At 69.0% G+C, this 20,816-nt stretch carries 19 protein-coding genes; 12 read left to right on the top strand and 7 right to left on the bottom strand.

Annotated features, from left to right (window positions below; translation table 11 throughout):
* Nucleotides 1–7: 7 nt before the first annotated feature.
* On the bottom strand, nucleotides 8–1,189 hold the full coding sequence (locus ABZV40_RS23135; RefSeq protein ID WP_355444992.1) for a cytochrome P450: 1,182 nt from the start codon (nucleotides 1,187–1,189) through the stop codon (nucleotides 8–10).
* Nucleotides 1,190–1,274: 85 nt separating this feature from the next.
* Here ABZV40_RS23135 and ABZV40_RS23130 point away from each other — a divergent pair, with 85 nt between their 5' ends.
* The 4 genes from ABZV40_RS23130 (at nucleotide 1,275) to ABZV40_RS23115 (ending at nucleotide 3,720) form a co-directional block, all read left to right on the top strand.
* A complete protein-coding gene (locus ABZV40_RS23130; RefSeq protein ID WP_355444989.1) occupies nucleotides 1,275–1,853 on the top strand; it encodes a TetR/AcrR family transcriptional regulator in 579 nt (192 codons plus the stop codon).
* Nucleotides 1,854–1,895: 42 nt separating this feature from the next.
* Nucleotides 1,896–2,279, top strand: a complete 384-nt coding sequence (locus ABZV40_RS23125) for a helix-turn-helix domain-containing protein (protein WP_355445042.1) — start codon at nucleotides 1,896–1,898, stop codon at nucleotides 2,277–2,279.
* 12 nt (nucleotides 2,280–2,291) lie between these two features.
* Nucleotides 2,292–2,915: a class I SAM-dependent methyltransferase gene (locus ABZV40_RS23120; protein WP_355444986.1), complete on the top strand. Its 624-nt coding sequence runs from the start codon at nucleotides 2,292–2,294 to the stop codon at nucleotides 2,913–2,915.
* Nucleotides 2,916–3,024: 109 nt separating this feature from the next.
* Complete coding sequence (locus tag ABZV40_RS23115; protein WP_355444984.1) at nucleotides 3,025–3,720, top strand: DinB family protein; 696 nt, start codon at nucleotides 3,025–3,027, stop codon at nucleotides 3,718–3,720.
* Nucleotides 3,721–3,997: 277 nt separating this feature from the next.
* On the opposite strand, the gene ABZV40_RS23110 is transcribed toward ABZV40_RS23115, so the two are convergent.
* Nucleotides 3,998–5,347: a hypothetical protein gene (locus tag ABZV40_RS23110; protein WP_355444981.1), complete on the bottom strand. Its 1,350-nt coding sequence runs from the start codon at nucleotides 5,345–5,347 to the stop codon at nucleotides 3,998–4,000.
* Nucleotides 5,348–5,425: 78 nt separating this feature from the next.
* Here ABZV40_RS23110 and ABZV40_RS23105 point away from each other — a divergent pair, with 78 nt between their 5' ends.
* Nucleotides 5,426–8,167 (top strand): beta-L-arabinofuranosidase domain-containing protein, encoded by a 2,742-nt coding sequence (locus tag ABZV40_RS23105; protein WP_355444978.1) that lies wholly within the window; start codon nucleotides 5,426–5,428, stop codon nucleotides 8,165–8,167.
* A gap of 650 nt (nucleotides 8,168–8,817) precedes the next feature.
* On the opposite strand, the gene ABZV40_RS23100 is transcribed toward ABZV40_RS23105, so the two are convergent.
* The 3 genes from ABZV40_RS23100 to ABZV40_RS23090 form a co-directional block, all read right to left on the bottom strand.
* A complete protein-coding gene (locus tag ABZV40_RS23100) occupies nucleotides 8,818–9,423 on the bottom strand; it encodes a TetR/AcrR family transcriptional regulator (protein WP_355444975.1) in 606 nt (201 codons plus the stop codon).
* Between the two features lie 491 nt (nucleotides 9,424–9,914).
* The gene (locus ABZV40_RS23095) at nucleotides 9,915–10,502 is read right to left on the bottom strand and encodes a GrpB family protein (RefSeq protein ID WP_355444972.1); all 588 of its coding nucleotides are present in this window, start codon (nucleotides 10,500–10,502) and stop codon (nucleotides 9,915–9,917) included.
* Between the two features lie 271 nt (nucleotides 10,503–10,773).
* Nucleotides 10,774–11,241: a MarR family transcriptional regulator gene (locus tag ABZV40_RS23090; RefSeq protein WP_355444969.1), complete on the bottom strand. Its 468-nt coding sequence runs from the start codon at nucleotides 11,239–11,241 to the stop codon at nucleotides 10,774–10,776.
* A gap of 146 nt (nucleotides 11,242–11,387) precedes the next feature.
* On the opposite strand from ABZV40_RS23090, the gene ABZV40_RS23085 reads away from it, so the two are divergent.
* Complete coding sequence (locus ABZV40_RS23085) at nucleotides 11,388–12,506, top strand: extracellular solute-binding protein (protein ID WP_355444966.1); 1,119 nt, start codon at nucleotides 11,388–11,390, stop codon at nucleotides 12,504–12,506.
* 2 nt (nucleotides 12,507–12,508) lie between these two features.
* Here the strand turns inward: ABZV40_RS23085 and ABZV40_RS23080 are convergent, their stop codons facing one another.
* Nucleotides 12,509–12,898, bottom strand: coding sequence for a hypothetical protein (locus ABZV40_RS23080; protein WP_355444963.1), 390 nt, complete (start codon nucleotides 12,896–12,898; stop codon nucleotides 12,509–12,511).
* A 141-nt stretch (nucleotides 12,899–13,039) separates the two neighbouring features.
* On the opposite strand from ABZV40_RS23080, the gene ABZV40_RS23075 reads away from it, so the two are divergent.
* Nucleotides 13,040–13,855: an oxidoreductase gene (locus tag ABZV40_RS23075; protein WP_355444960.1), complete on the top strand. Its 816-nt coding sequence runs from the start codon at nucleotides 13,040–13,042 to the stop codon at nucleotides 13,853–13,855.
* Nucleotides 13,856–13,929: 74 nt separating this feature from the next.
* Nucleotides 13,930–14,211 carry a hypothetical protein gene (locus ABZV40_RS23070; protein WP_355444958.1) on the top strand — a complete coding sequence of 94 codons (282 nt, stop codon included), beginning with the start codon at nucleotides 13,930–13,932 and terminating at the stop codon, nucleotides 14,209–14,211.
* 241 nt (nucleotides 14,212–14,452) lie between these two features.
* On the opposite strand, the gene ABZV40_RS23065 is transcribed toward ABZV40_RS23070, so the two are convergent.
* Nucleotides 14,453–16,138 (bottom strand): long-chain fatty acid--CoA ligase, encoded by a 1,686-nt coding sequence (locus tag ABZV40_RS23065; protein ID WP_355444955.1) that lies wholly within the window; start codon nucleotides 16,136–16,138, stop codon nucleotides 14,453–14,455.
* Nucleotides 16,139–16,265: 127 nt separating this feature from the next.
* Here ABZV40_RS23065 and ABZV40_RS23060 point away from each other — a divergent pair, with 127 nt between their 5' ends.
* The 4 genes from ABZV40_RS23060 to ABZV40_RS23045 all read left to right on the top strand — a co-directional run bounded on the left by ABZV40_RS23060 (nucleotide 16,266) and on the right by ABZV40_RS23045 (nucleotide 20,802).
* Nucleotides 16,266–17,114 (top strand): alpha/beta hydrolase, encoded by an 849-nt coding sequence (locus ABZV40_RS23060; RefSeq protein ID WP_355444952.1) that lies wholly within the window; start codon nucleotides 16,266–16,268, stop codon nucleotides 17,112–17,114.
* Nucleotides 17,107–17,964: an SDR family NAD(P)-dependent oxidoreductase gene (locus tag ABZV40_RS23055; RefSeq protein WP_355444949.1), complete on the top strand. Its 858-nt coding sequence runs from the start codon at nucleotides 17,107–17,109 to the stop codon at nucleotides 17,962–17,964. Before ABZV40_RS23060 ends, ABZV40_RS23055 begins: the two co-directional genes overlap by 8 nt.
* 418 nt (nucleotides 17,965–18,382) lie before the next feature.
* Nucleotides 18,383–19,597 (top strand): DUF1800 domain-containing protein, encoded by a 1,215-nt coding sequence (locus ABZV40_RS23050; RefSeq protein WP_355444947.1) that lies wholly within the window; start codon nucleotides 18,383–18,385, stop codon nucleotides 19,595–19,597.
* A complete protein-coding gene (locus ABZV40_RS23045; protein ID WP_355444944.1) occupies nucleotides 19,594–20,802 on the top strand; it encodes a DUF1501 domain-containing protein in 1,209 nt (402 codons plus the stop codon). Before ABZV40_RS23050 ends, ABZV40_RS23045 begins: the two co-directional genes overlap by 4 nt.
* Nucleotides 20,803–20,816 lie beyond the last annotated feature (14 nt).

The following is a 20,816-nucleotide window of genomic DNA, read 5'->3' as shown; positions in this document are numbered from 1 at the left end:
CGATCGGTCAGCGGTCCCACGTCACCGGGAGCGCCACAAGCCCACCGGTCAGCACCTCCTGTCGCAGCGTGAGGTCCTCTGCGGGGACTGCCAGGCGCATGGTGGGGAAGCGCGGAACCAGTTGGGAGAACACGGCTTGTAGTTCCACGCGGGCCAGCGGTGCGCCGATGCAGTAACGGGCGCCGTGGCCGAAGGTGAGATGGGCGGGAGCGGAGCGGGTGACGTCGACGCGGTCCGGTTCGGCGAAGACGGCCGGGTCGTGGTTGGCGGCGCCGTTGTCGAGCAGGACGAGGTCGCCGGCGCGGATGCCGATGCCGTCGACGTCCAGGTCGGTGCGGGCGTAGCGGGGGATTCCGCCGCCGCCCTTGCCCGGTGCGCGAAGGATCTCTTCGACGGCGCCGGGGGTGAGACCGGGGTTGTCGCGCAGGGCGTTCCACTGGTCGGGGTTGGCCAGCAGGAGCAGCGCGCCCAGGCCGATCTGGACGACGGTGGTCTCGTGGCCGGCGAACAGCAGCGCCATGGACAACATCGCGGCCTCTTCGGTGGAGACGCCGTCGGTGGCGCACAGGCGGGAGATCACGTCGTCGGCGGGCTCGCGGCGTTTGGCCTCGACGAGCCGCATGCCGTAGCCGAACAGGTTGCCGAGGCCCTGCTCGGAGATGGCCCGGTCGGTGATGTTCGCGGCGGCCTCGGTCCACGCGCGGAACTGGTCGCGGTCGTCGTACGGCACACCGAGCAGCTCGCAGATCACGAGGATCGGGAGCGGGACGGCAACCGCGGTGTGCAGGTCGGCCGGACGGTCGGCTTTCTCCAGATCGTCGAGCAGTTGTGTGGTCAGCGCCTCGATGCGGGGACGTAGCCCGCGCATGTGCTTGGGGGAGAAGTGAGGTTGCAGCAGCGCGCGCATCCGCGCGTGGTCGGCTTGCTCGGTGGTGAAGTCCCCCAGCGGGCCGCCGAACAGCGCGGACTCGCCGGTGCGTGCCGCGTTCTGCGGGTCGGGGTGGGCTCTCCCGAGCCGGTCGTCGGCGAGCAGCTCACGGACGCGGCCGTAGTCGGTGACCAGCCAGGCCTCGTCGCCCACCGCGGTGCGGATCCGGTGGATCGTCCCCTGGGCTTGAAGCTCCCGCAGCCGCGGGGCCATCTGCAGCGGCCGGTGTTGCTCGAACGGCAGCTGAGCAGGAGAAACCATGACGTGCCCCTTGTTGAAGATTGCTTGTATAAGATGACCTAAACAAAGCTACTTGTAGAGTGTCGGCTAAACAAGTGGAGGTGTGATGACGGCGGGTCCTCAGGGCGTGCGGCGCATGCCCCGCGCGCAACGGCGCGAGCAGATCCTCGACGCCGCGACCCGCGCGTTCGCCCGCACCGGCTACGTGGCGACCGGGCTCGACGATGTCGTGGCCGAAGCCGGTGTCACGCTCGTGTTGCTGTATCGGCACTTCGACTCGAAGGCCGGCCTGTACCGGGCCGTGCTCGACCGCGCCTGCAACCGCCTGGAGACGACGGTCGGATCCGGCGACTACGACGACGGAAGCATCCCCGCGCTGCTGCGTGCCGCCGCCGACGATCCGGACGGGTTCCGGCTGCTGTTCCGCCATGCCGTGCGCGAACCGGAGTTCCGCGACGTGGTGGACGGGATGCGCGCGATGTCGGCGGAGGTCACCCGCCGCGAGCTCTCCACCGTGATCCAGGAGGGTCCGTGGCTGGACTGGGCCGTGCAGCTCGTGCCGACGGTCACGCTGGAGGCGGTGATCGCCTGGCTCGATGCCGGTCAGCCGGAACCGGAACACGCCGCCGCTCGTGTCGCCAGGGCCGTGCACAGCGTCATCCAGGCGGCTCAAGGTGTTGACTGACCCGGTCGGTCACTTGTTCCGCGACGGTGCCGCGCACTCGACCTGTTTCCCAGGCTCGTCTCGGCCGCGGCCGAGACGTTCATCGCGCACGGCTTCCAACGAACCCAGATGCAGGACGTCGCCGACGTGCTCGGAGTGGCGAAGGGGACCGTCTACGGCTACGTGGAGAACAAGGACGCGTTGCTCGGGGCCGCGCCGCGCTACGCCGACGGTGTCGTGCCGCCACCTGGCGTCGGCCAGCTGCCGGTTCCCGCGTCGGCGGAGCGGGAGTCGGCGGCGCTGGTGGCCGAGCGGCTCGGCAACGATCTTGGAGACCTGCGTGTTGTGGGCGGTGCGACTGCACTGGGATCCCGCCCGGCAACCCGTCGACACCGCTGCCGTTCCAGCCACGCCGGCAGGCCTGCTCGCGCGTGGACTGCTGCCTGAAGGGACACCGGCATGAGCAAGAAGCTCACCACCGACGGTCTCCGCGAGGTGTGGGACCGCTACGCGCCGCGCTACGACCGCGACATCAGCTTCTTCGAGCGCATCCAGTTCGCCGGCGGCCGTGAATGGGTGTGCCCGCAGGCCACCGGCAAGGTGCTCGAGGTCGCCGTCGGCACCGGCCGCAACCTCCCGCACTACCCGGCGGACATCAGGCTCACCGGCCTGGACCTCAGTCCGGCCATGCTCGGCATCGCCCGCACCCGCGCCGCCGAACTCGGCCGCGAAGTCGAGCTGCACGAGGGCGACGCGCAAGCGCTGCCGTTCCCGGACGCCTCGTTCGACACCGTGGTCTGCACGCTCGGCCTGTGCGGTGTCCCGGACGAACGAGCGGCGATCGCCGAGATGCACCGGGTGCTGCGGCCGGGCGGCAAGCTGCTGCTGCTCGATCACGTCGGCAGCCATCATCGGATCGTCCACTTCGGTCAGTCTTTGCTGGAGAAGCTGACCGTCCGGATGATGGGCGACTACCAGACCCGGCGACCGCTGCCGTTGGTGGAGCAGGCCGGGTTCGTGGTCCAGCGGCAGGAACGGCTCAAGCTCGGCACGGTCGAGCGGGTGGCTGCGGTCAAGGCCTGAGCCGCTGCTCCAGCAGTGCCTGCTCGGCGGGGTTCGCGGTCAGCTCCAACGCCCGCCGCGTGGTACAGCAGCGGCACACGAGCAAGCGCGACGACGCCACCCGTTGGCGGTGGCCTGGACGCTGACCCGCGACGAAGGCCGTCCGCCCCGCATCGCGCCGGTCGCAGGCCTGCTCGGCGGTCTCGTACCGGCTTTCACCCTGCCAGGAAGTTCAGTGCCGGCAGGATCGCTCGTCCTGGGTGCCGCGATCGTCAACTTCTGTCGGCTGCCGGACCGGTGCACACTGGAAGTCGTGGACAAGCAGGCCGTTCACGAGGACTTCGAACGCGCGAGGGCGACATTCCGCGCGTTGCTCGACGATGCGACGGACCGCCAACTGCGCCGCCGGTCCAACGGCACGCGGTGGAACAACCGGCAGCTGCTGTTCCACATGCTGCTCGGCTTCCTGATCATGCGCGCGTTACTGGGATTGGCCCGGATCATGGCGCGGCTGCCGAACTGGGTGGGGCGTGCCTGGGCCGGTGTGCTCAACGCGGGCACGAAGCCCTTCGACGTGGTCAACTTCCTCGGCTCGTGGCTCGGCGGCACTGCCGTGTCCCGCAGGACGATGGTGGTGCTGTGCGATCGCACCATCGCGGCGCTGCATCAGCGCCTTGATCGTGAGAACCAGCGCAGTCTCGCGCAAGGGATGCCGTATCCGACCCGATGGGATCCCTTCTTCCGCGAGTTCATGACGGTGGCCGACCTCTACCGCTTCCCGGTCCAGCACTTCGACTTCCACCGCGAGCAGCTCTCGCTCACCTGAACTGCGGGAGCGAAATTCCGGTCGGCGCAGGGCGCTGGAGCAATCCACGGTCACCGTGAATAGTCATCAGCGTCCGCTGCGGAACGCACCGGTCAGCGCTCCGACGATGTCGCGCTGCACCTGCTGCGGACGCACGTCGCACCCTTTGCGCCGGGGGACGAGGACGTCACCGCCGACGACGTCGCGACCGAGGCCAATTACGGCCCGGCGTCCTGACCGGCCGCGACGGCGCCACCCACACGAGAGTGACTGCTGCGGGAGACCTCCTTCTACGAGATCAGCTACGACGACGTCGAGGGTGGCTGGCAGATCGGGGCATGCGTCGACAAGATCCGAGAGTTCGACGCAGAAGGAACAACTTGTGCGTGCCGAAAAGTACGTCCGTGCAGGTCGCGGGCCTCGGCGCGTGACTGGCGGTCGTCGGGCATGATCGCGTCCCGTGCTGGTCCGCTTCGCCTACCTTGCCGTCACCCACCTGGAACTCGTTCCCGCCGTGGCCGCCGATGTGGGCGAGCGGGCTGAACGTGCCGTTGCTCGTCAGTTCGGCGACGGTGTCGGCGACGCCGTCGGCGTGTTCGCGGACGAGCACGCGGACCTTGTCGCGGTCCATCGTGAAGCTCGGTGCGTGCGTGCACTCCACCGACCCGATGGACCTGAAGGCGAGTGACCCGGCCGGGTTCTGCTCCCAGTGGTCGACGTGGCCGTTGGCGTCGGTGAACAGGTGCATCCTGCCGGTCGACGAGGTGAGTCCGACCGGCGGCGACATGGTGACACCGGTGCTGCCGGACAAGGAGATCCAGCCGCTGAACGAGCCGTCGCGGTTCTGCCAGGCGTTGCTGACGCCACCGTTGTCGTTGATGGCGGACAGTTCGAGCCCGCCTTCGCCGTTGAGCACGAGGCCCGGCGTGCCGAGCGCTGGGGTGGCGCCGTTGTGCACGAGTCCGGACCCGTTGAGCGCCACGGCTACACCCGGTGCGAACGTGCCGGCGCGCAGCAGGACGGGGCCTGTCCAGGCGCCGCCGAAGGCCTGGTGCCACCACATGATCGAGTCGCCGGCCGCGACGAACGCGTGCAGCTTGCCGGTGCCGTCGACGACCGCCCACGGCGCCGCCACCGGCCAGCGGTGGTAGTTGCGGAACACGTGCTGGTCGAAGGTGCCTCCGGTGACCGGGTCGTGTGCCGCGAACGCCTGGTAGGCCTCGGACTTCGGGCCGGCGAGGGCGGCGGGCACGTTCGCGGGTGACGCGCCGATGTTGTAGCAGCGGTACCTCGTCAGCAGCACGAACCCGCGGGCGTTCGTGCCCCCGTAGGCCTTCACGGCCTTCGTCGCGAACTTGGCCGCGTGGACGTGGTCCGTGTGGTCGTCGTACTGGTCGGGGAAGCCGTACTTCGGCGACGGGTCCTGGATGCGGATCGTCGTCGGCTGGTACTCCTCGAGCAGCGCGAGCAGCACGTTGTTCAGGTCCGCCTGGTTGTACCACTGCTGGACCTGGACCGGTCCGCCCGCGGGGATGATCACCGGAGCGACGTGGTTCGGGTCGTTCCAGAGCTTCTCGAGCGACAGCGCGTGCTCGGGAAGGGAGTCGCCGCCGTCGGGCAGGTCGAGGTGATTTCCCCGCTGGACCACTGATCGCCCGAACGTTGACGCCGGTCAGGGCCCCCACCTATGTTAGCGCTCACATTTCTCAATGACGAGGAGCGGCAGATGGCGGACGGGTTCGCGCGGCGCGACTTCCTGAAGGCGGCTTCCCTCACCGCTGCTACGCCACTGCTCAGCGTGGCGGCGGGAGAGGCGATGGCGGCACCGCAAGCCTTGGCGCCGGGTGGTCTCCTTCCGTTCGGACTGTCTGAGGTGGCGCTGACCGAAGGCGTTTTCTCGAAGAAGCGCGACCTCGTCCTCGCCTACGCGCGTGGCTACGACGTCAACCGGTTGCTCCAGGTGTTTCGCGCCAACGCGGGCCTGGACACGTTGGGCGCCATCGCACCTGGTGGCTGGGAAGGCCTGGACGGGGAGGCGAACGGCAACCTCCGCGGCCACTTCACCGGGCACTTCCTGTCGATGCTGGCCCAGGCGTACGGCAGCACCGGCGACCCGGCGTATCTGGAGAAGATCCGCACGATGCTGGGAGCGTTCACCGAGTGCAGGGCCGCGCTGCGCCGCGATCCGCAGGTGCTGAGCGTGCCGGGGAAGTCCGGGCGGGCGGTCGAGCAGGTGCGGGGCTCGTACCAGTACATCGATCTGCCGGCCGAGCGGTTGCCCGCGATGTTCACGTTCACAGCATGGGTGCGGCCGTCGCACGACGCGAACTGGGCGCGGATCTTCGACTTCGGCAACGACAACACCCGCTACCTCTACCTGGCGGCCCGCAACGGCAGCGGCGTGCCGAGGTTCGCCATCACCACCAACGGTCCGGGAGGCGAACAGGGCATCAACGGCACCGCGCCGCTGCCGTTGCACGAGTGGAGCCACGTCGCGGTGACGATCGCGGGCACCACCGGCACCTTGTACGTCAACGGCGTCCAAGTCGGCACGAACACCGCGATGTCGTTGAACCCGGCGGCACTCGGCTCGCTCGCGCACCACTGGCTGGGGCGGTCCCACTTCGGCGGTGACCCGGTGTTCGCCGGAGCTCTCGACGACGTGAACCTCTTCTCCCGCGCGCTGAGTGCGGACGAGGTCACCGCGTCTCTCAAGGGAGATCTGAGCTCTTACGCGTTCGACGAGACGACGGGCGGGACGCTCGCCGACGCGTCCGGACGCGGGCGGCACGCGACGTTGCGCCGCACGTGGGGCGGTCCGAGCCACCCCGGTTTCCTGGCCGCGTACCCGGAAACGCAGTTCATCACGCTGGAGACGATGACGCGCCCGGACTACCAGGTGGTGTGGGCGCCCTACTACACCGCGCACAAGATCCTCAAGGGCTTGGTCGACGCCTACCGCAACACCCAGGACACTCGGGCCCTGGACCTCGCGGACGGCTTGTGCGACTGGATGTTCTCGCGGTTGAGCGAACTGCCCGCCGAGGTGCGTCAGCGGATGTGGGGCATCTTCTCCAGCGGCGAGTACGGTGGCATCGTCGAGGCGATCGTCGACCTGCACACGATCACCGGGAAGCACCTGGAACTGGCCCGGCTCTTCGACCTCGACTCGCTGATCACCGCGTGCGCCGAGAACCGCGACGTGCTGGAAGGTCTGCACGCCAACCAGCACATCCCGATCTTCACCGGCCTGCTCCGGCTCTACGAGGTCACCGGTGAGCAGCGGTACTGGCTGGCGGCCAGGAACTTCTGGGGCATGGTCGTGCCGCCGCGGATGTTCAGCATCGGCGGCACCAGCACGGGCGAGTTCTGGCGGGCGCGCAACGTCGTCGCCGGCGGGTTGAGCGACACGTCGGCGGAGACGTGCTGCGCGCACAACATGCTCAAGCTCAGCCGCCAGCTGTTCCTGCACGAACAGTCGCCCAAGTACTTCGACTACTACGAACGCACGCTCTACAACCAGATTCTGGGTTCCAAACAGGACCGCGCCGATCCCGAACTGCCGCTGATGACGTACTTCGTGGACCTCACTCCGGGAGGCGTCCGCGACTTCACCCCCAAGCAGGGCACGACGTGCTGCGAGGGCACCGGCATGGAGAGCGCGACGAAGTACCAGGACTCGGTGTACTTCCGCGCGGCGGACGACTCGCGGCTGTACGTGAACCTCTACAGCCCGTCGGTGCTGAAGTGGAAGGGTGTCACCGTCACCCAGACCACCGGTTTCCCGGTCGAGCAGGGTACGACGCTGCGGATCACCGGCCGCGCCCGGTTCGGCCTGAGCCTGCGAGTTCCCGCGTGGGCGGGGGAGTTCACCGTGACGGTCAACGGTGTCCCGCAACATCTCAACGCCCTGCCCGGCACCTACGTGACGTTGTCCCGGTCGTGGCGCAACGGGGACGTCGTGCGCGTGCGGATGCCGTTCGCGTTGCGGGCGGAGCGCACGCCGGACCAGCCTCTCGTGCAGTCGCTGATGTACGGCCCGATCAACCTCGTGGCACGCGATGCGCGGCGCGAGTTGCTGGAACTCGGCCTGTACGGGCGCGCGGCGCTCTCCGGCGACCTGGCCGGCAACCTCCAGCCGGTCGCGGGCGGCCCGCTGCACTTCCGGCTCGGCGAGGTGACGCTGGCACCGTTCTTCGAGGGCACCGAGGACGCCTACCACTCCTACTTCCGCCGCGCTGAGCCGAAAATCGTGTTCGCGGGCGTGGACTCCGGCGTCGCGAACCCCGTGCGCGCGGACGGGTCGACGTTCCTCGACGAGGTGTGGGTGGCGGCGCCGTTCACGTCCAGGAACGTGTTCCTGGACCGGGTGACCGCCGTCGCGCGGCGGTGGGTCGGCGAAGGCCTGATGTCCGTCGCCGACCACGACCGCGTGATCCGCACCGCCCGCAACGCGCCGATGAGGTAGGCCGGAGCGAAGATCCGGTCGAGCCGGTCGGCCTCGGCGCCCGACCGGCCGGAGCGATGCGTCTTCCAGCGGCTGCGGATACCGCCCTCGCCGACCCGGAACACCGAATCACCGGCCTGCCGCAGCTGGTCGATGAGTACCGGACCTGCAGCAGCTCGATGCGCAGTTCAGGCTGCTGGGGGCGTGTTTCGGCGCCCCCCCGCAGTCAGCACCCGTGTCGACGCGGAGCACGCCAAGCTCCCGGCAGAAGGCCGGTCTCACTGAGACCCGCGCGGTCCAGTGCTGTGCCGGGTCCTGCCCCTCGCGGGCGGTGTACTTGTCGTGCGGGTAGGAGGACGCGATGGCACCCTTCCAGCGCGGGTCGAGGAGGTCCAGCGGGCTGCGCGGGGCGTTGCCGCCGACCGCCGCCACGTTGTACATGTAGCTGAACGCGAGCACAGCGATCGAGATCCGCGGACCGTCACTAAGCTGGAGCGGGTGCTTCGGCCTGTGTGGAGGGTCGTGGCCTGCGCGTCGAGCTCGCTGCTCAGGGTGTGCGTGTTACGGCGGCGTACTTCGCGCTGATCGACACGAACATGATTCGGCAGAGCGTCGACGAGGATCCTGCGGCCCAGGTTGCGCGCCATGGTGTTCGGGCTACCGCGAGTTCATCAAGCAATCGTGGCGGTTGCGGTGTCGAGCACACTGATGGCGTTGCGTATGCCCTGATCCAAAAGGTCATCGGCGAGTTGCGGGTCGGTCAGCGTGCGGGAAAGCTGGAGCGTGCCGATCATCAGCGCGTAGACGCTGGCGATCGTGGTGCGGGCCGATCGCGGGTCGTGCGGTGCCAGGCGGGCGGCGAGGTCGTCGATGAACGCGAGTCCGCCTTCGGTGTACACCTGTCTGGTCGCTTCCGGGCACCGGCTGATCTCGTCGAGCAAGGCGGCGGACGGACAGCCGTCCTCGGGGTTGTCGCGGTGCTCGGGGGAGAGGTACCTGCGCACGACCTGTTCGATTCCAGCGCGTCCAGGCGGAATGTCGGCGAGAAGCCGGCGTTGTTCGCGCAGCTGTTCGGAGATCGCGGTGGCAACCAGGTCCTCTTTGGAGGTGAAGTGCGCGTAGAAGGCGCCATTGGTGAGGCCGGCGTCCTTCATGAGCGCGGCGACTCCGGAGCCGTCGATACCGTTGCGCTTGAGCCGACGGCCTGCGGTTTCTATGATCCGCTGCCTCGTGGCGCCCTTGTGATCACTCGGGTACCGGGCCATGCGCTCCTCCACCTGCTGGGATGACCTCGTCGGCCGGCGTCTGTGTTAGTACGATCATACGTCAATTGGTCGTCGATGGGCCCGACTGGGAGGTCGCCACCACAGAGGCTCGCCGTCCCGTCGGCCTGACCCGTTTTGACGGACACCTGAGATCGGGGTTTTGCCCCTGGAAGGATGTCGCCATGAAGACCACGGGCTCGAACAAGCCCCGGGGTCCTCGTCGTGCGTTCACTCCGGAGTTCAAGGCGGAGTCGTCGAGCGGTGCCGGCGTGGTGACCGCTCGATCGCGCAGCTCGCGAAGGGCTCGGACCTGAATTGATCATGCCGGCGGCCAGGCTGCTGGCCAGGTCAGGTACAACATGTCCTGAGACGAGGCGCGTAGCTGGTCTCAGGACCTGTTGCCGCCCGGACCGGAGTCTCACTAGTTGTTGTTGTCGCTCAGTGGCGAACGCGCTTTGTGCGGCAGGTGAGAGCTTTGGGGCGGACTGCCACGCCCAGGGCACCTACAGCAGTCCGGCGGCGCGGAACATCCGGTCGTAGATCTCCCGCACCGCTTTCTCCTTGCGCCGGTTGTAGTCCATGGTGGTCCCGCCTCCGGGGACCGCCGCGCGTTTGGCATCCTCATACAGCGCGCGGTCCTCGGGGTGTGAGCGCAGCCAGTCGCGGAACATCCGGTGCCGGATGGTCTCCGGGCAGTCCGGGCCGAACACGTGCAGGTTCACCCGCGGCTCGGACAGCTTCAGGCACCGGTGCTCATACCACGAGGGCTCGCGGATGGTGAGGACGTAGCCGAGACGCCCCAGCGGGCGGACGTACAGGTCCTCCTCCCTGGGATCGGCGACGGTGAGGTCGATGTCGATGACGTCCTTGGCTGCCAGCCCCTCCACCGAGGTCGACCCCACGTGCGCGACGTCCAGAGCGATGTCCCCGAGCGCCGCGCGGATGGCGGTCGCCAGAGCCTGGTAGCGGTGAGGCCATTCCGGGTTGTACGGGGCGATCACGACTGCCTCGGGCGCGGGCGGCCCGTTGACCCAGGGGTTCTCCGAGGGGTCGGAGTCGTGGTGGCGGGTGATCTCCTCAGGCGTGGGCATTCGCCGCACCCTAGCGGCGCCCAACGGGGGTGGCGACTCGATTTCCCAGGCCAGCCACAAACACCCCCTCAAGTCGGCATCAGCGGATGTTGCCGCGACAACCGTCTCAGTGGAGCTTGCCCAGCGCCCGAGGTTGGGCACCTGACCTGTCATCCGCCATCCGGGCGCAATGTTTCCGCAGCTCAGAGCAGATGCGCGGGCAGGTCGGAAAGCGTTCGTGTACCCGTCACGGTGACGGCTCGCCCGTGACCGATCACGCCTGCGGCTGCGGCTACCTCGGCCGCACCGTGCCGCGCGAGGAGTGGGTCAGCAGCTTCGTGACCAGTTCCCGCAGCACCAGGCGTTCCACCGGGGTGAGCGGGTCGACCAGGGCCGCGGTGATCTGGGGGACGTGCGCGTCGAGCGCGCGGTGCAGCAGTTCGCGGCCTCGCGGGGTCGGTTCCAGCAGTGCCGCGCGGCGGTCGTCGGGGTGTGCGTGGCGGGTCAGCAGGCCCGCCTCCTCCATGCGGGCGATCAGGCGGGTGAGGCCGCCGGAGGTGAAGGACAGGTCCTCGGCGAGGCGGGCGCTCGTGGTCCTGCCGTCCGGGTGCCTGGCCAGGCGCAGCAGCACCTCGAACTCGGACCCGCCGAGTCCGGAGGCCTCCCGGATGACCTGCTCGGCCCGGCCGCCCACCGCGTCGGTCAGCCGCAGGATGTCGCCGTACAGCACGACCGCCTCGTTCTCGACGTGCTCTGTCATATACCTGACTGTACAGCAATATGAGACATCCTCGGAGGATCGTCTGTGCACCAAAACACGCATACTGTCCGCCAAATGGTGCAGTGCGGTACCTGACGTGACAGGTAAATTGGTGATCAGAATCGACCCCGAACGAAGGAGTGGACATGACGGTCGGCCGACGCCGGGTGCTCGCGGGTGGCGCGCTGGCGGCAGCGGGGGTGCTCGCCGGACGCGTGACCGGGCAGGCGGCGCAGGGACAGCCGCAGGGGCAGGCCGTGCGCGAGGAGGTCAGGAGCCTGGACGAGCTGTACCGGGCCGCGAAGGCCGAGGGCGGCACCCTCACCGTCTACGCGGGCGGTGACACGGCCACCCAGCAGGACGGCAACAAGGCGGCGTTCGAGAAGGCGTTCCCCGGCGTCACGGTGACGATGGTCGTGGACTACAGCAAGTTCCACGACGCCCGCGTCGACACGCAGCTCGCCACCCGCACGCTCGTGCCCGACGTCGTCCAGCTGCAGACGCTGCAGGACTTCCCGCGCTGGAAGGCGGAAGGCGCGCTGCTGCCGTACAAGCCGGCCGGATTCTCGCGGATCCACCCGGCCTTCAAGGACCCCGGCGGTGCCTGGACCGGGATCTTCGTCGACGCCTTCTCGATCATTCACAACGTCGACCAGGGCGCGCCCGCGACCGCGAGGGACCTGCTCGGCCCGCGGTGGAAGGGACGCATCGTCTCGACCTTCCCCAACGACGACGACGCGGTGCTGTACCTGTACAAGCTCATCGTCGACAAGTACGGCTGGGACTGGCTCGCCAGGTTCGCCGCGCAGGACGTGGCGTGGGTGCGCGGCACGCAGGAGCCCGCCGACCGGGTGGAGGCGGGCACCGCGGCCGTCGCGCTGGGCACCGACGGCGCGCTCGTGCCCGGTCCGGGGACGAGGACGCGCTTCGTGGTGCCGGCCCAGGACCCGTTCATGGCCTGGGGCCAGCGCGCCGCGATCCTCGCGGGGGCGAAGCACCCCGCGGCGGCGAAGCTGTACCTGAACTGGTGGGTGTCCAAGCAGACCCAGGCGGACTTCTACATGTGGTCGGTCCGCACGGATGTCGCGCCGCCCAAGGGATACCGCCACATCTGGGAGTACCGCAACGCCAACCTCGACGGTTTCGAGCGGTTCATGGGTGACCGCCGTGCGGTCGAGAGCTTCCGGCAGCAGCTGACGCTGTTCGTCGGCGAGGTCCACGGCGCGCCGTCACCGGGCTGGCTGGGGCTGCACCCCGGCCGGTGACCTCAGCGCGGCGGCCGCACATTGGCGCGGAACTGGCCGAGGACGGTGCCGGCGGGAGCGAAGTCGATGACGAGGTAGCCGCCGTTGCGGCCCCGCGCGAGGCCCACGCCGATCCGGGCGGTGGACTTCCACACCATCGCGGTGAAGCGCAGCGCACGGTCCTGGTCGATGTTCGAGCCGTTGTACTCGGCGTGGATGTCCGCAAGCCCGACGAGCCTGCCGCGGCCGTCGCCGCACGTGAGCGTGTACGGCTCCTGGGAGCGGTAGGTCGTGGGCAGCGGCGAGAAGAAGCCGACAGCCAGGTTGCCGCGGTCGTCGGTCTTCGCGGGGTCGGCCTGGGTGTAGTTGACCAGCACGGCGGTGTAGTCGTCGGCGGGCGTGTCGTGGAGCACCGCCTTCTCGGAGTTGGTGCCGCCTCTAGCCGAGGTGCCCCAGCTCTCGCAGCTCCGGCGGAGAGGTCGCTTGCCGTCCTCCGACTCCCGCCCTAGAGTAATTGCATTACGGTCATAATCTAATCAAGGTGGAGGTCCATCATGACCACGAACCGGCCGGTAGCACTCGTGACCGGAGCCTCGTCAGGCATCGGCAAGGCGGCTGCCTTCGCGCTCGTCGATGCGGGATTCGAGGTCGTCGGCACGAGCCGCAAAGCCTCGGGGGGCGACCGCCGCGAGGGCGTGACGTTCCTCGACCTCGACGTGGCCAGCGACACCTCGGTCGCCAGCCTGGTCGACCGCGTGATCGAGCAGTTCGGGCGGATCGACGTCCTGGTCAACAACGCCGGCATCGGCTCTGCGGGCGCCGGGGAGGAACGCTCCCTCGTCCAGGACCAACAGCTGTTCGACATCAACGTCTTCGGACTGATCCGCATGACCAAGGCCGTCCTGCCGCACATGCGCGCCCAGGGCGGCGGCCGGATCATCAACATCTCGTCCGTCCTCGGCTTCGTCCCCGCGCCCTACATGGCCGCCTACGCCGCGTCCAAGCACGCCGTCGAGGGCTACTCCGAGTCCGTGGACCACGAGGTCCGCCAGCACGGCGTCCGCGTACTGCTCGTCGAGCCCGCCTATACCAGGACCGCGTTCGAGGCCAACTCCCCGAAACCCGCCACGCCTCTGCCGGTCTACGAGCAGCAGCGGCAGGTCTTCGAGCGCGTGATGGCCGCGGCGATGAAGGACGGCGACGATCCCGCCACCGTCGCCAAGGCGATCGTCGCCGCGGCGACCGACCCGAAGCCGAAGCTGCGCTACCCCGCCGGACCGACCGCCGGGCGCGTCGGCACCCTGCGCCGTCTCGTGCCCGCTCGTGCCTTCGACCGGCAGATCCGCAAGCTGAACCAACTGCCCGCCTGACCGGCACCCCCATCCCCCCACACCACAACCCGCATCGATCCGGGCCACCGTCACGGAAGGGTCCATCCTCGGGCATGACGCCGGGCACGAGCAGGCTCGCCGAGGCGTCGACGAAGTTCGTGCTGCCGCTGATCTGGCTGGCGCAGCAACCGCGTGTGGAGCGTCGCATGATGCGACTGATGTGGGGACCCGACGCGGTGAAGCTGATCGGGTCGGCACGCGAGCTCCACCGCCAGGCGGAGGAAGGCCGACTCGCCGCCGCCATCGTCCACTCGACAAGCCGGCTCTGGGGCACCACCATGAACGGTTTCGCGTCCACACAGGCAGCGAGGACCGCGTCTGCCGAATTGACCTGACAACGATGTCATCGGGACTTGTCTGCGACCAACCTGGTGCGGCCAGCAAGGATTCGCCGACGGAGTCCTTGCAGACGCCATCGGCCAGCCGGGCACGACTTCGCCGAGACCCTGATGGAACATGAGCACAAGGGTCTTCACACTGGCGGCGATTGGGTTGCGCCATCGTCCTCCGCGACGATCACCGCGGCCTCGGCGACCACCGGGGAAACCAGGGCGGCACCTGGTCGTTGGTCACGGATCAGGTGAGCTCGCGCTTGACGACCTTGCCGGTCGAGGTCAGCGGGAGCGCGTCGACGAACTGCACGAGGCGTGGGTACTTGTAGCCCGCGAACTGCGCCTTGCCCCAGGTGATGAGCTCGTTTTCGGTGGTGGGGTCGCCGGGCTTCTTGATGACGACCGCCTTGATCTCCTCGCCGTGCGACTCGTGCGGGACGCCGATGACCGCGACCATGGAGACGGCCGGGTGCTGCATGAGCACCTCCTCGAGCTCGCGGGGGTAGACGTTGAAACCGCCGCGGATGATCATGTCTTTGGAGCGGTCGACGATGTAGTAGTAGCCGTCCTCGTCCTTGCGTGCGAGGTCGCCGGAGCGGAACCAGCCGTCCCTGATGGCCTCGGCGGTGGCCTCCGGCCGGTTGTAGTAGCCCTTCATCACGTTGTGACCCTTGATCGCGATCTCGCCGATTTCGCCGGGCGTGTCCTTGACGTCGGACCAGTCGTCCTTGATCAGCCTCATCTGCACGCCCGGGATCGGGACGCCGACCGACCCCACCCGGGGCTCCTCGCCGTACGGCGAAAAGGCGGCGATGGGCGAGGTCTCCGACAGCCCGTAGCCTTCGAGGATCGTCACGCCGAAGCGCTGCTGGAACTGCTGGTGGATCTCTCCCGGCAGTGCCGACCCGCCGGCGACCGCCACCCGCAGGTTCGCCGCCAGTGCTGCGACGTCGACAGTCTCGTCCAGCGCGCCCAGCAGGCCCCAGTACATCGTCGGGACACCGGCGAAGAACGTGACGTCCTGGGCCAGCATCAGGCGAAGCGCTGCCTGTGCCTCGAAGCGAGGAAGCATGACGAGGGTGCCGCCGAAGGCCATGGCGCCGTTCTGGATCACGGTCTGGCCGAAGGAGTGGAACAGCGGGAGGACGCACAGATTGGTGTCCGGTCGGCCCGGGTCCGAATCGAAGAGGTCGACACCCACGACCGTGTTGTCGTAGATGTTGCGGTGCCGCAGCTCCGCACCCTTGGGCTGGCCCGTGGTGCCGGACGTGTAGAGGATCACCGCGGTGTCGTCCTCGTTCACTTCGGTCCGGGGGAGCGTCGCCGGCTGCCCGGCGACCGCGTCGGCGAAGCGCTCGACCTCCGGTCCCACTCCGGATGACGAGTCGTTGTCGATGAGGAAGAAGCTGGTACACGCCGGCGCTGCGGCGAATCCGCCACGGGCCGCCTTCCCGATCGGGAGCTCCGCGCTGCCCTCGAAGGCGAAGTACGCCTTCGCCTGCGAGTCTGTGAGGTGGTAAGCCACTTCGCGCGCCTTGAGCAGCACGTTCAACGGCACGACGGTGGCGCCCGCCTTCAGGATCCCGAAGTAGATGATCGTGAAGGACGGCAGGTTCGGACAGGAGAGGGCCACCTTGTCGCCCCGCACGATTCCGCGCGACACCAGCAGGTTGGCGACCTGGTTCGAGGCGGCCTCGAGCTCGGCGTACGAGAGCTGGTCCTCGCCGAGGACGATCGCGGTGCGCTCGGGGTGGCGGTCGGCTGAGTCGGTCAGCAATCGCGGCACGAGGCGGCTCGAACTGTGCACGATGGGTTCCTCCAGGTCGGCGCGCGGTCTGCAAGTGGTCGGCCATGATATTACGTTCGTAATAAGATAGGTCGGGGTGACGGTCCCGGCAAGCTCGCCTCCGTCGAAGCTCTTGTGCTCCATGAGGAAGTCCGGCCGGCGGGACGTCTTGCCCCAGGGGGTCGCGCGACTTAGTATTACGGACGTAAGATGAACGATCGTAATACCAAGTCGCGCGACTGCCACCCCGCGCCCTACCCATGAGGTCCAGATGAAGACAACGAAGACGATCACGTGGCGCGACGTGCCGACCCGCACGATCGACGTCGGCGGGGTGCCGTTCGCCTACCGGGACCTCGGACCGGACGACGGCGTGCCCGTGGTGTTCCTGCACCACCTCATGGCCGTCCTCGACGACTGGGACCCGAGGGTCGTCGACGGCATCGCCGCCCACCACCGCGTGATCGCGTTCGACAACCGAGGAGTCGGCGCATCCGGCGGATCCGTGCCGCACACGGTCGAGGAGATGGGTCGGGACGCCGTCGCCTTCATCAGGGCGATGGGGCTCGAGAAGGTCGACCTGCTGGGGTTCTCGCTGGGTGGCGGAGTCGCGCAGATGGTCACCCTGCAAGCACCGGAACTGGTGCGCCGGGTGATTCTCGCGGGAACGGGTCCACGGGGAGCCGGGGATCTCGACGCGATGACGAAGATCGTGGCCAGCGCGTACGCGAAAGCCGCGCTCACCCTCAACGACGCCAGGGCCCACCTGTTCTTCCCCCGCGATTCGGCGGGCAAGCAGGCGGCGAAAGACTACTTCGCGCGCCTCAAGGAGCGCACCCGGGATCGTGACAGGAAGATCTCACTGCAGGCCCGGCGTGCGCAGGTGAAGGCCATCCGAGCGGCCGGCGTGCACGAACCCGACGACCTCTCGGTCATCACCCAGCCGGTCTTCATCGCCAACGGTGACCACGACCTGATGGTCGCGAGCAGCCACTCGGCCGACATGGCCCGCCGGATCCCGAACTCGCGACTGACCATCTACCCGAACTCGGGGCACGGTGCCGTCTTCCAGCACCACCGCGAGTTCGTCGCCGAGGCTCTCGGGTTCCTCGGTGAGTGAACGCGAGGACACCTCGATCGCGGGGAAGGTCGCCCTGGTCACAGGCGGCGCCCGGGGTCTGGGAGCCGCAACGGCGCGGGCGCTGAGCGCTGCGGGCGCTCGCGTGTTCGTGCTGGACCGGCAGCACCCGGATCCCGCCGAGAGCTTCGACGAGCGAGTCAGCTCCCTGGTCGGCGACGTCACGGACCTGGACGGCATGACCCAGGCCGTCGAGACCATCCGCCGAGACGCCGGTCGCCTGGACATCGTGATCGCCAACGCCGGCGTGGTCGCCCGCGGCGCCACCGTGCGGGTGTCGGCACCCGCGACGGTCGAGCGGCTCTTCGACGTGAACGTCGGGGGCGCGCTCAACACCGTCCGCGCCGCCCTGCCCGCCCTCATCGAGAGCCGGGGCCGGCTCGTGCTGATCTCCTCGGTGTTCGCCTTCGTCAACGGAGCCGGCACCCTCCCCTACGCGATGAGCAAGGCCGCGGTCGAGCAGCTCGGGCGCGGGCTGCGGGTCGAGCTGGCGCGTCACGGCATCAGCGTCACCACGGCGTACTTCGCGATGATCAACACCGACATGATTCGGCAGAGCGTCGACGAGGACCCAGCGGCCCAGGCTCTCCTCGACACCCAGCCGAGGTTCCTGCGCAAGCGGATCAGCCCCGAGAAAGCGGCCGGAGCGATCGTCGACGGCCTGCGCCGGAGGAATCCCCGGGTGTTCCGCCCCCGCAGGTGGGCTGGGGTCTCCAGGCTCCGGGGTCTCCTCGCGCCCTCCCTGGACTCCCAGCTGGCCCGGGACACCACCGTGCAGGACATCCTCGGACGCCTCGACGCCCGCGAGGGCGAGGACCTCCTGACGTCCTGAACCTGCGTCGCGAGATGCCCCGCCGGCAGGCGCGCGGGCCAGGCGTCGGCGCCGCACATCGCGCTCGGCAAGCAACTCGCGTCGCAGCGCACGAGGGTCTGCTGCACCGTTAGGTGACATCTGAGTTGGCTTGCCGTGACGGTGAGCTGGCCCGATGCCTGGATGCGGGTGGTCAGGCCCGCCAAGGACGGCGAGGTCCGGAGCCCAGCGCGTCCCGCGGCGGCTGTGCCGCCGCGGGATCGGCCGTGTGCGGGAGGGCGGCGACCCGCACGAGTGCGCACGGGGCCAGTACGCCCATGTCCCGCAGGAACAGGAGTCGCAGGAACCGCCGCTGGAGCGGGCCTTGAGCCTGAGCGAATCCTGAAAGAAAGCTGTGAACGGTCGCCGCGCTGTGCCGAGGGGAACCATGCTGCGGGCCATGGACGAACGCACGGCCGTGCGCAGGCTGCACGACCGCCTCGGCTTCGGCCCCCGGCCAGGCGACCTCGACATCGGCTTCGACGCGACTCTCGACCGCCTGCTCGGCCCGGCCGCGCCGGACGGGCCCGCTCCGCCGCAGCTCACGCCGCTCGACAAGAGCGCGACCCAGCAGCGTGCCGACGACGAGAAGAAGCTCGTGCTGTGGTGGCTCGACCGGATGGTCGCCACGACCACACCGGTGGTCGAGCGCCTGACGTGGTTCTGGCACGGGCACTTCGCGACCAGCGAACAGAAGGTGCGCAGCCCGTTCCTGATGCTGGCGCAGAACCAGACGTTCCGGCAGCTCGCGCTCGGCCCGTTCGCTCCGCTCGCGAAGGCGATGATCACCGACCCGGCGATGCTCGTGTGGCTCGACGGCAACGCCAACCGCAAGGGCACGCCGAACGAGAACCTCGCGCGTGAGTTCATGGAGCTCTTCACCCTCGGAATCGGGCACTACGGCGAGAACGACGTGCGCGAGGCCGCCCGTGCGCTGACCGGGTGGACGGTGAAGCGCGACGGCGGCACGCAGGCGCAGTTCGCCGCGAACCGGCACGACAGCGGCGAGAAGCAGATCCTCGGCCAGAAGGGGAAGTTCGACGCTGCTTCGTTCGCCGACCTCGTGCTCGCCCGGCCGGAGTCGCCGAAGTTCGTCGCGTCCCGGCTGTGGGCGCGACTCGTGTCGTCGACGCCGCCGGGTGACGACGTGCTCGGCAGGCTCGTTGCCGCGCAGGACGTCCGTTCGTCTCTGCGGGCGATCGCGACGGAACCGGCGTTCCGTGATCCCGCGACGACGCTGGTGAAACAGCCCGTCGAGTGGCTCGCCGGGCTGATGCGCGCTCTTGGCGTTCGTCCGTCCACTTTGGATGAGCAGGCGCAGGCGAAGCTGCTGGGCGGCCTTCGTGGCATGGGCCAGGTGCCGTTTCAGCCGCCGAGCGTCGGGGGATGGGCGGCCGGTGGCGCCTGGCTCACCACGGCGTCGGGTGTGTCGCGCCTGCAACTCGCCCAGCTCGTGACGTCGCACGCGCAGCTGGCCGGCTCGGACCCCGGTGCGGTGCTCGGCGTCGACAGGTGGTCCGACCGCTCCCGTGCCGCGTGGCAGAGCGTGGCGTCGAACCCCGCGCAGGCGGTGGCCATCGCCGCGTGCGCACCGGAATACGTGGTGAGCACATGAACAGGATGACCCGGCGCCGGTTCCTCGCGTTCTCCGGCGTGACCGCCGCGGGCGCGCTCGCGTTCGGCGCGACCAGGGTGAACTGGGACGACCTGATGAGCGCCGCGGCGCACGACCCGCTCGACCCGAAGGCGGGCGTGCTCGTCGTCGTGACCCTCTACGGTGGCAACGACGGCCTCAACACCGTGGTCCCGGCGTCCGACCACGCCTACCAGGACGCCCGGCCCGACCTCGCGTACAAGCCCGAGGAGGTGCTCGACCTCGGCGACGGCCTCGGTCTCAACCCCGGCATGAAGGGCCTGAAGGGGTTGTGGGACGGACAGGGTCTCGCGATCGTGCGCGGCGTCGGCTACCCGACGCCCGACCACAGCCACTTCCGTTCCATGGCGATCTGGCAGACGGCGTCGCCGAAGTCGTCCGTACCGACCGGCTGGCTGGGCCGGTGGCTCGACGCGACCGGCGCGAACCCGTTGCACGCGCTGTCCGTGGAACCCGTCCTGCCACCGATGCTGGCGGGCGCGCAAACCGCCGCCGCGTCGTTCCCGCTCGGCGGCCTCGCGCTGCCGAAGGGCCAGCTCGGCGAGGCGTTCGCGATGCTCGGCAAGCCGGTCACCGGCGAGGAACCGTGGCAGGCGCGGGCGGCGAAGTCGATCGCCGACCTGCACGAGGCCGTGAAGGTGTTCGGCGCGCACAGCAGCAAGACGGACAAGACGAGCAAGACCGGCGCCCTCGCCGGGCAGCTCGACCTCGTCGCGTCGCTGATCGAGGCGGGCGTGCCGACGCGGGCGTACTCGGTGTCGCTCGGCGGCTTCGACACGCACGCCGACGAACGCGGCACGCAGCAACGGCTGCTGACCGAGCTGGACGGCGCGTTGACGAAGTTCGTCGAACGCATGAAGAAGACCGACCGCGGTAAGCAGGCTGTCGTGCTCGTGTACTCGGAGTTCGGCCGTCGCGTGAAGGCCAACGCCAGCGACGGCACCGACCACGGCACGGCCGGACCGGTGTTCGTCCTGGGGGACAAGGTGAAGCACGGCTTCTTCGGCGCGCAGCCGAGCCTGTCCGACCTCGACAACGGCGATCTCAAGCAGACGACCGACTTCCGCGACGTCTACGCGACCGTGCTCGCCGACGTTCTCGGTACCGACCCCGGCAGAGTCCTGCCCGACCACTCCGGCCGCGTCGACGGGCTGTTCACGGCTTAGTGGTCAGTTCAGGA

The organism is Lentzea sp. NPDC004782 (assembly GCF_040609115.1).
Classification (GTDB): domain Bacteria; phylum Actinomycetota; class Actinomycetes; order Mycobacteriales; family Pseudonocardiaceae; genus Lentzea.
This window is presented reverse-complemented; position numbering and strand designations above follow the sequence as displayed.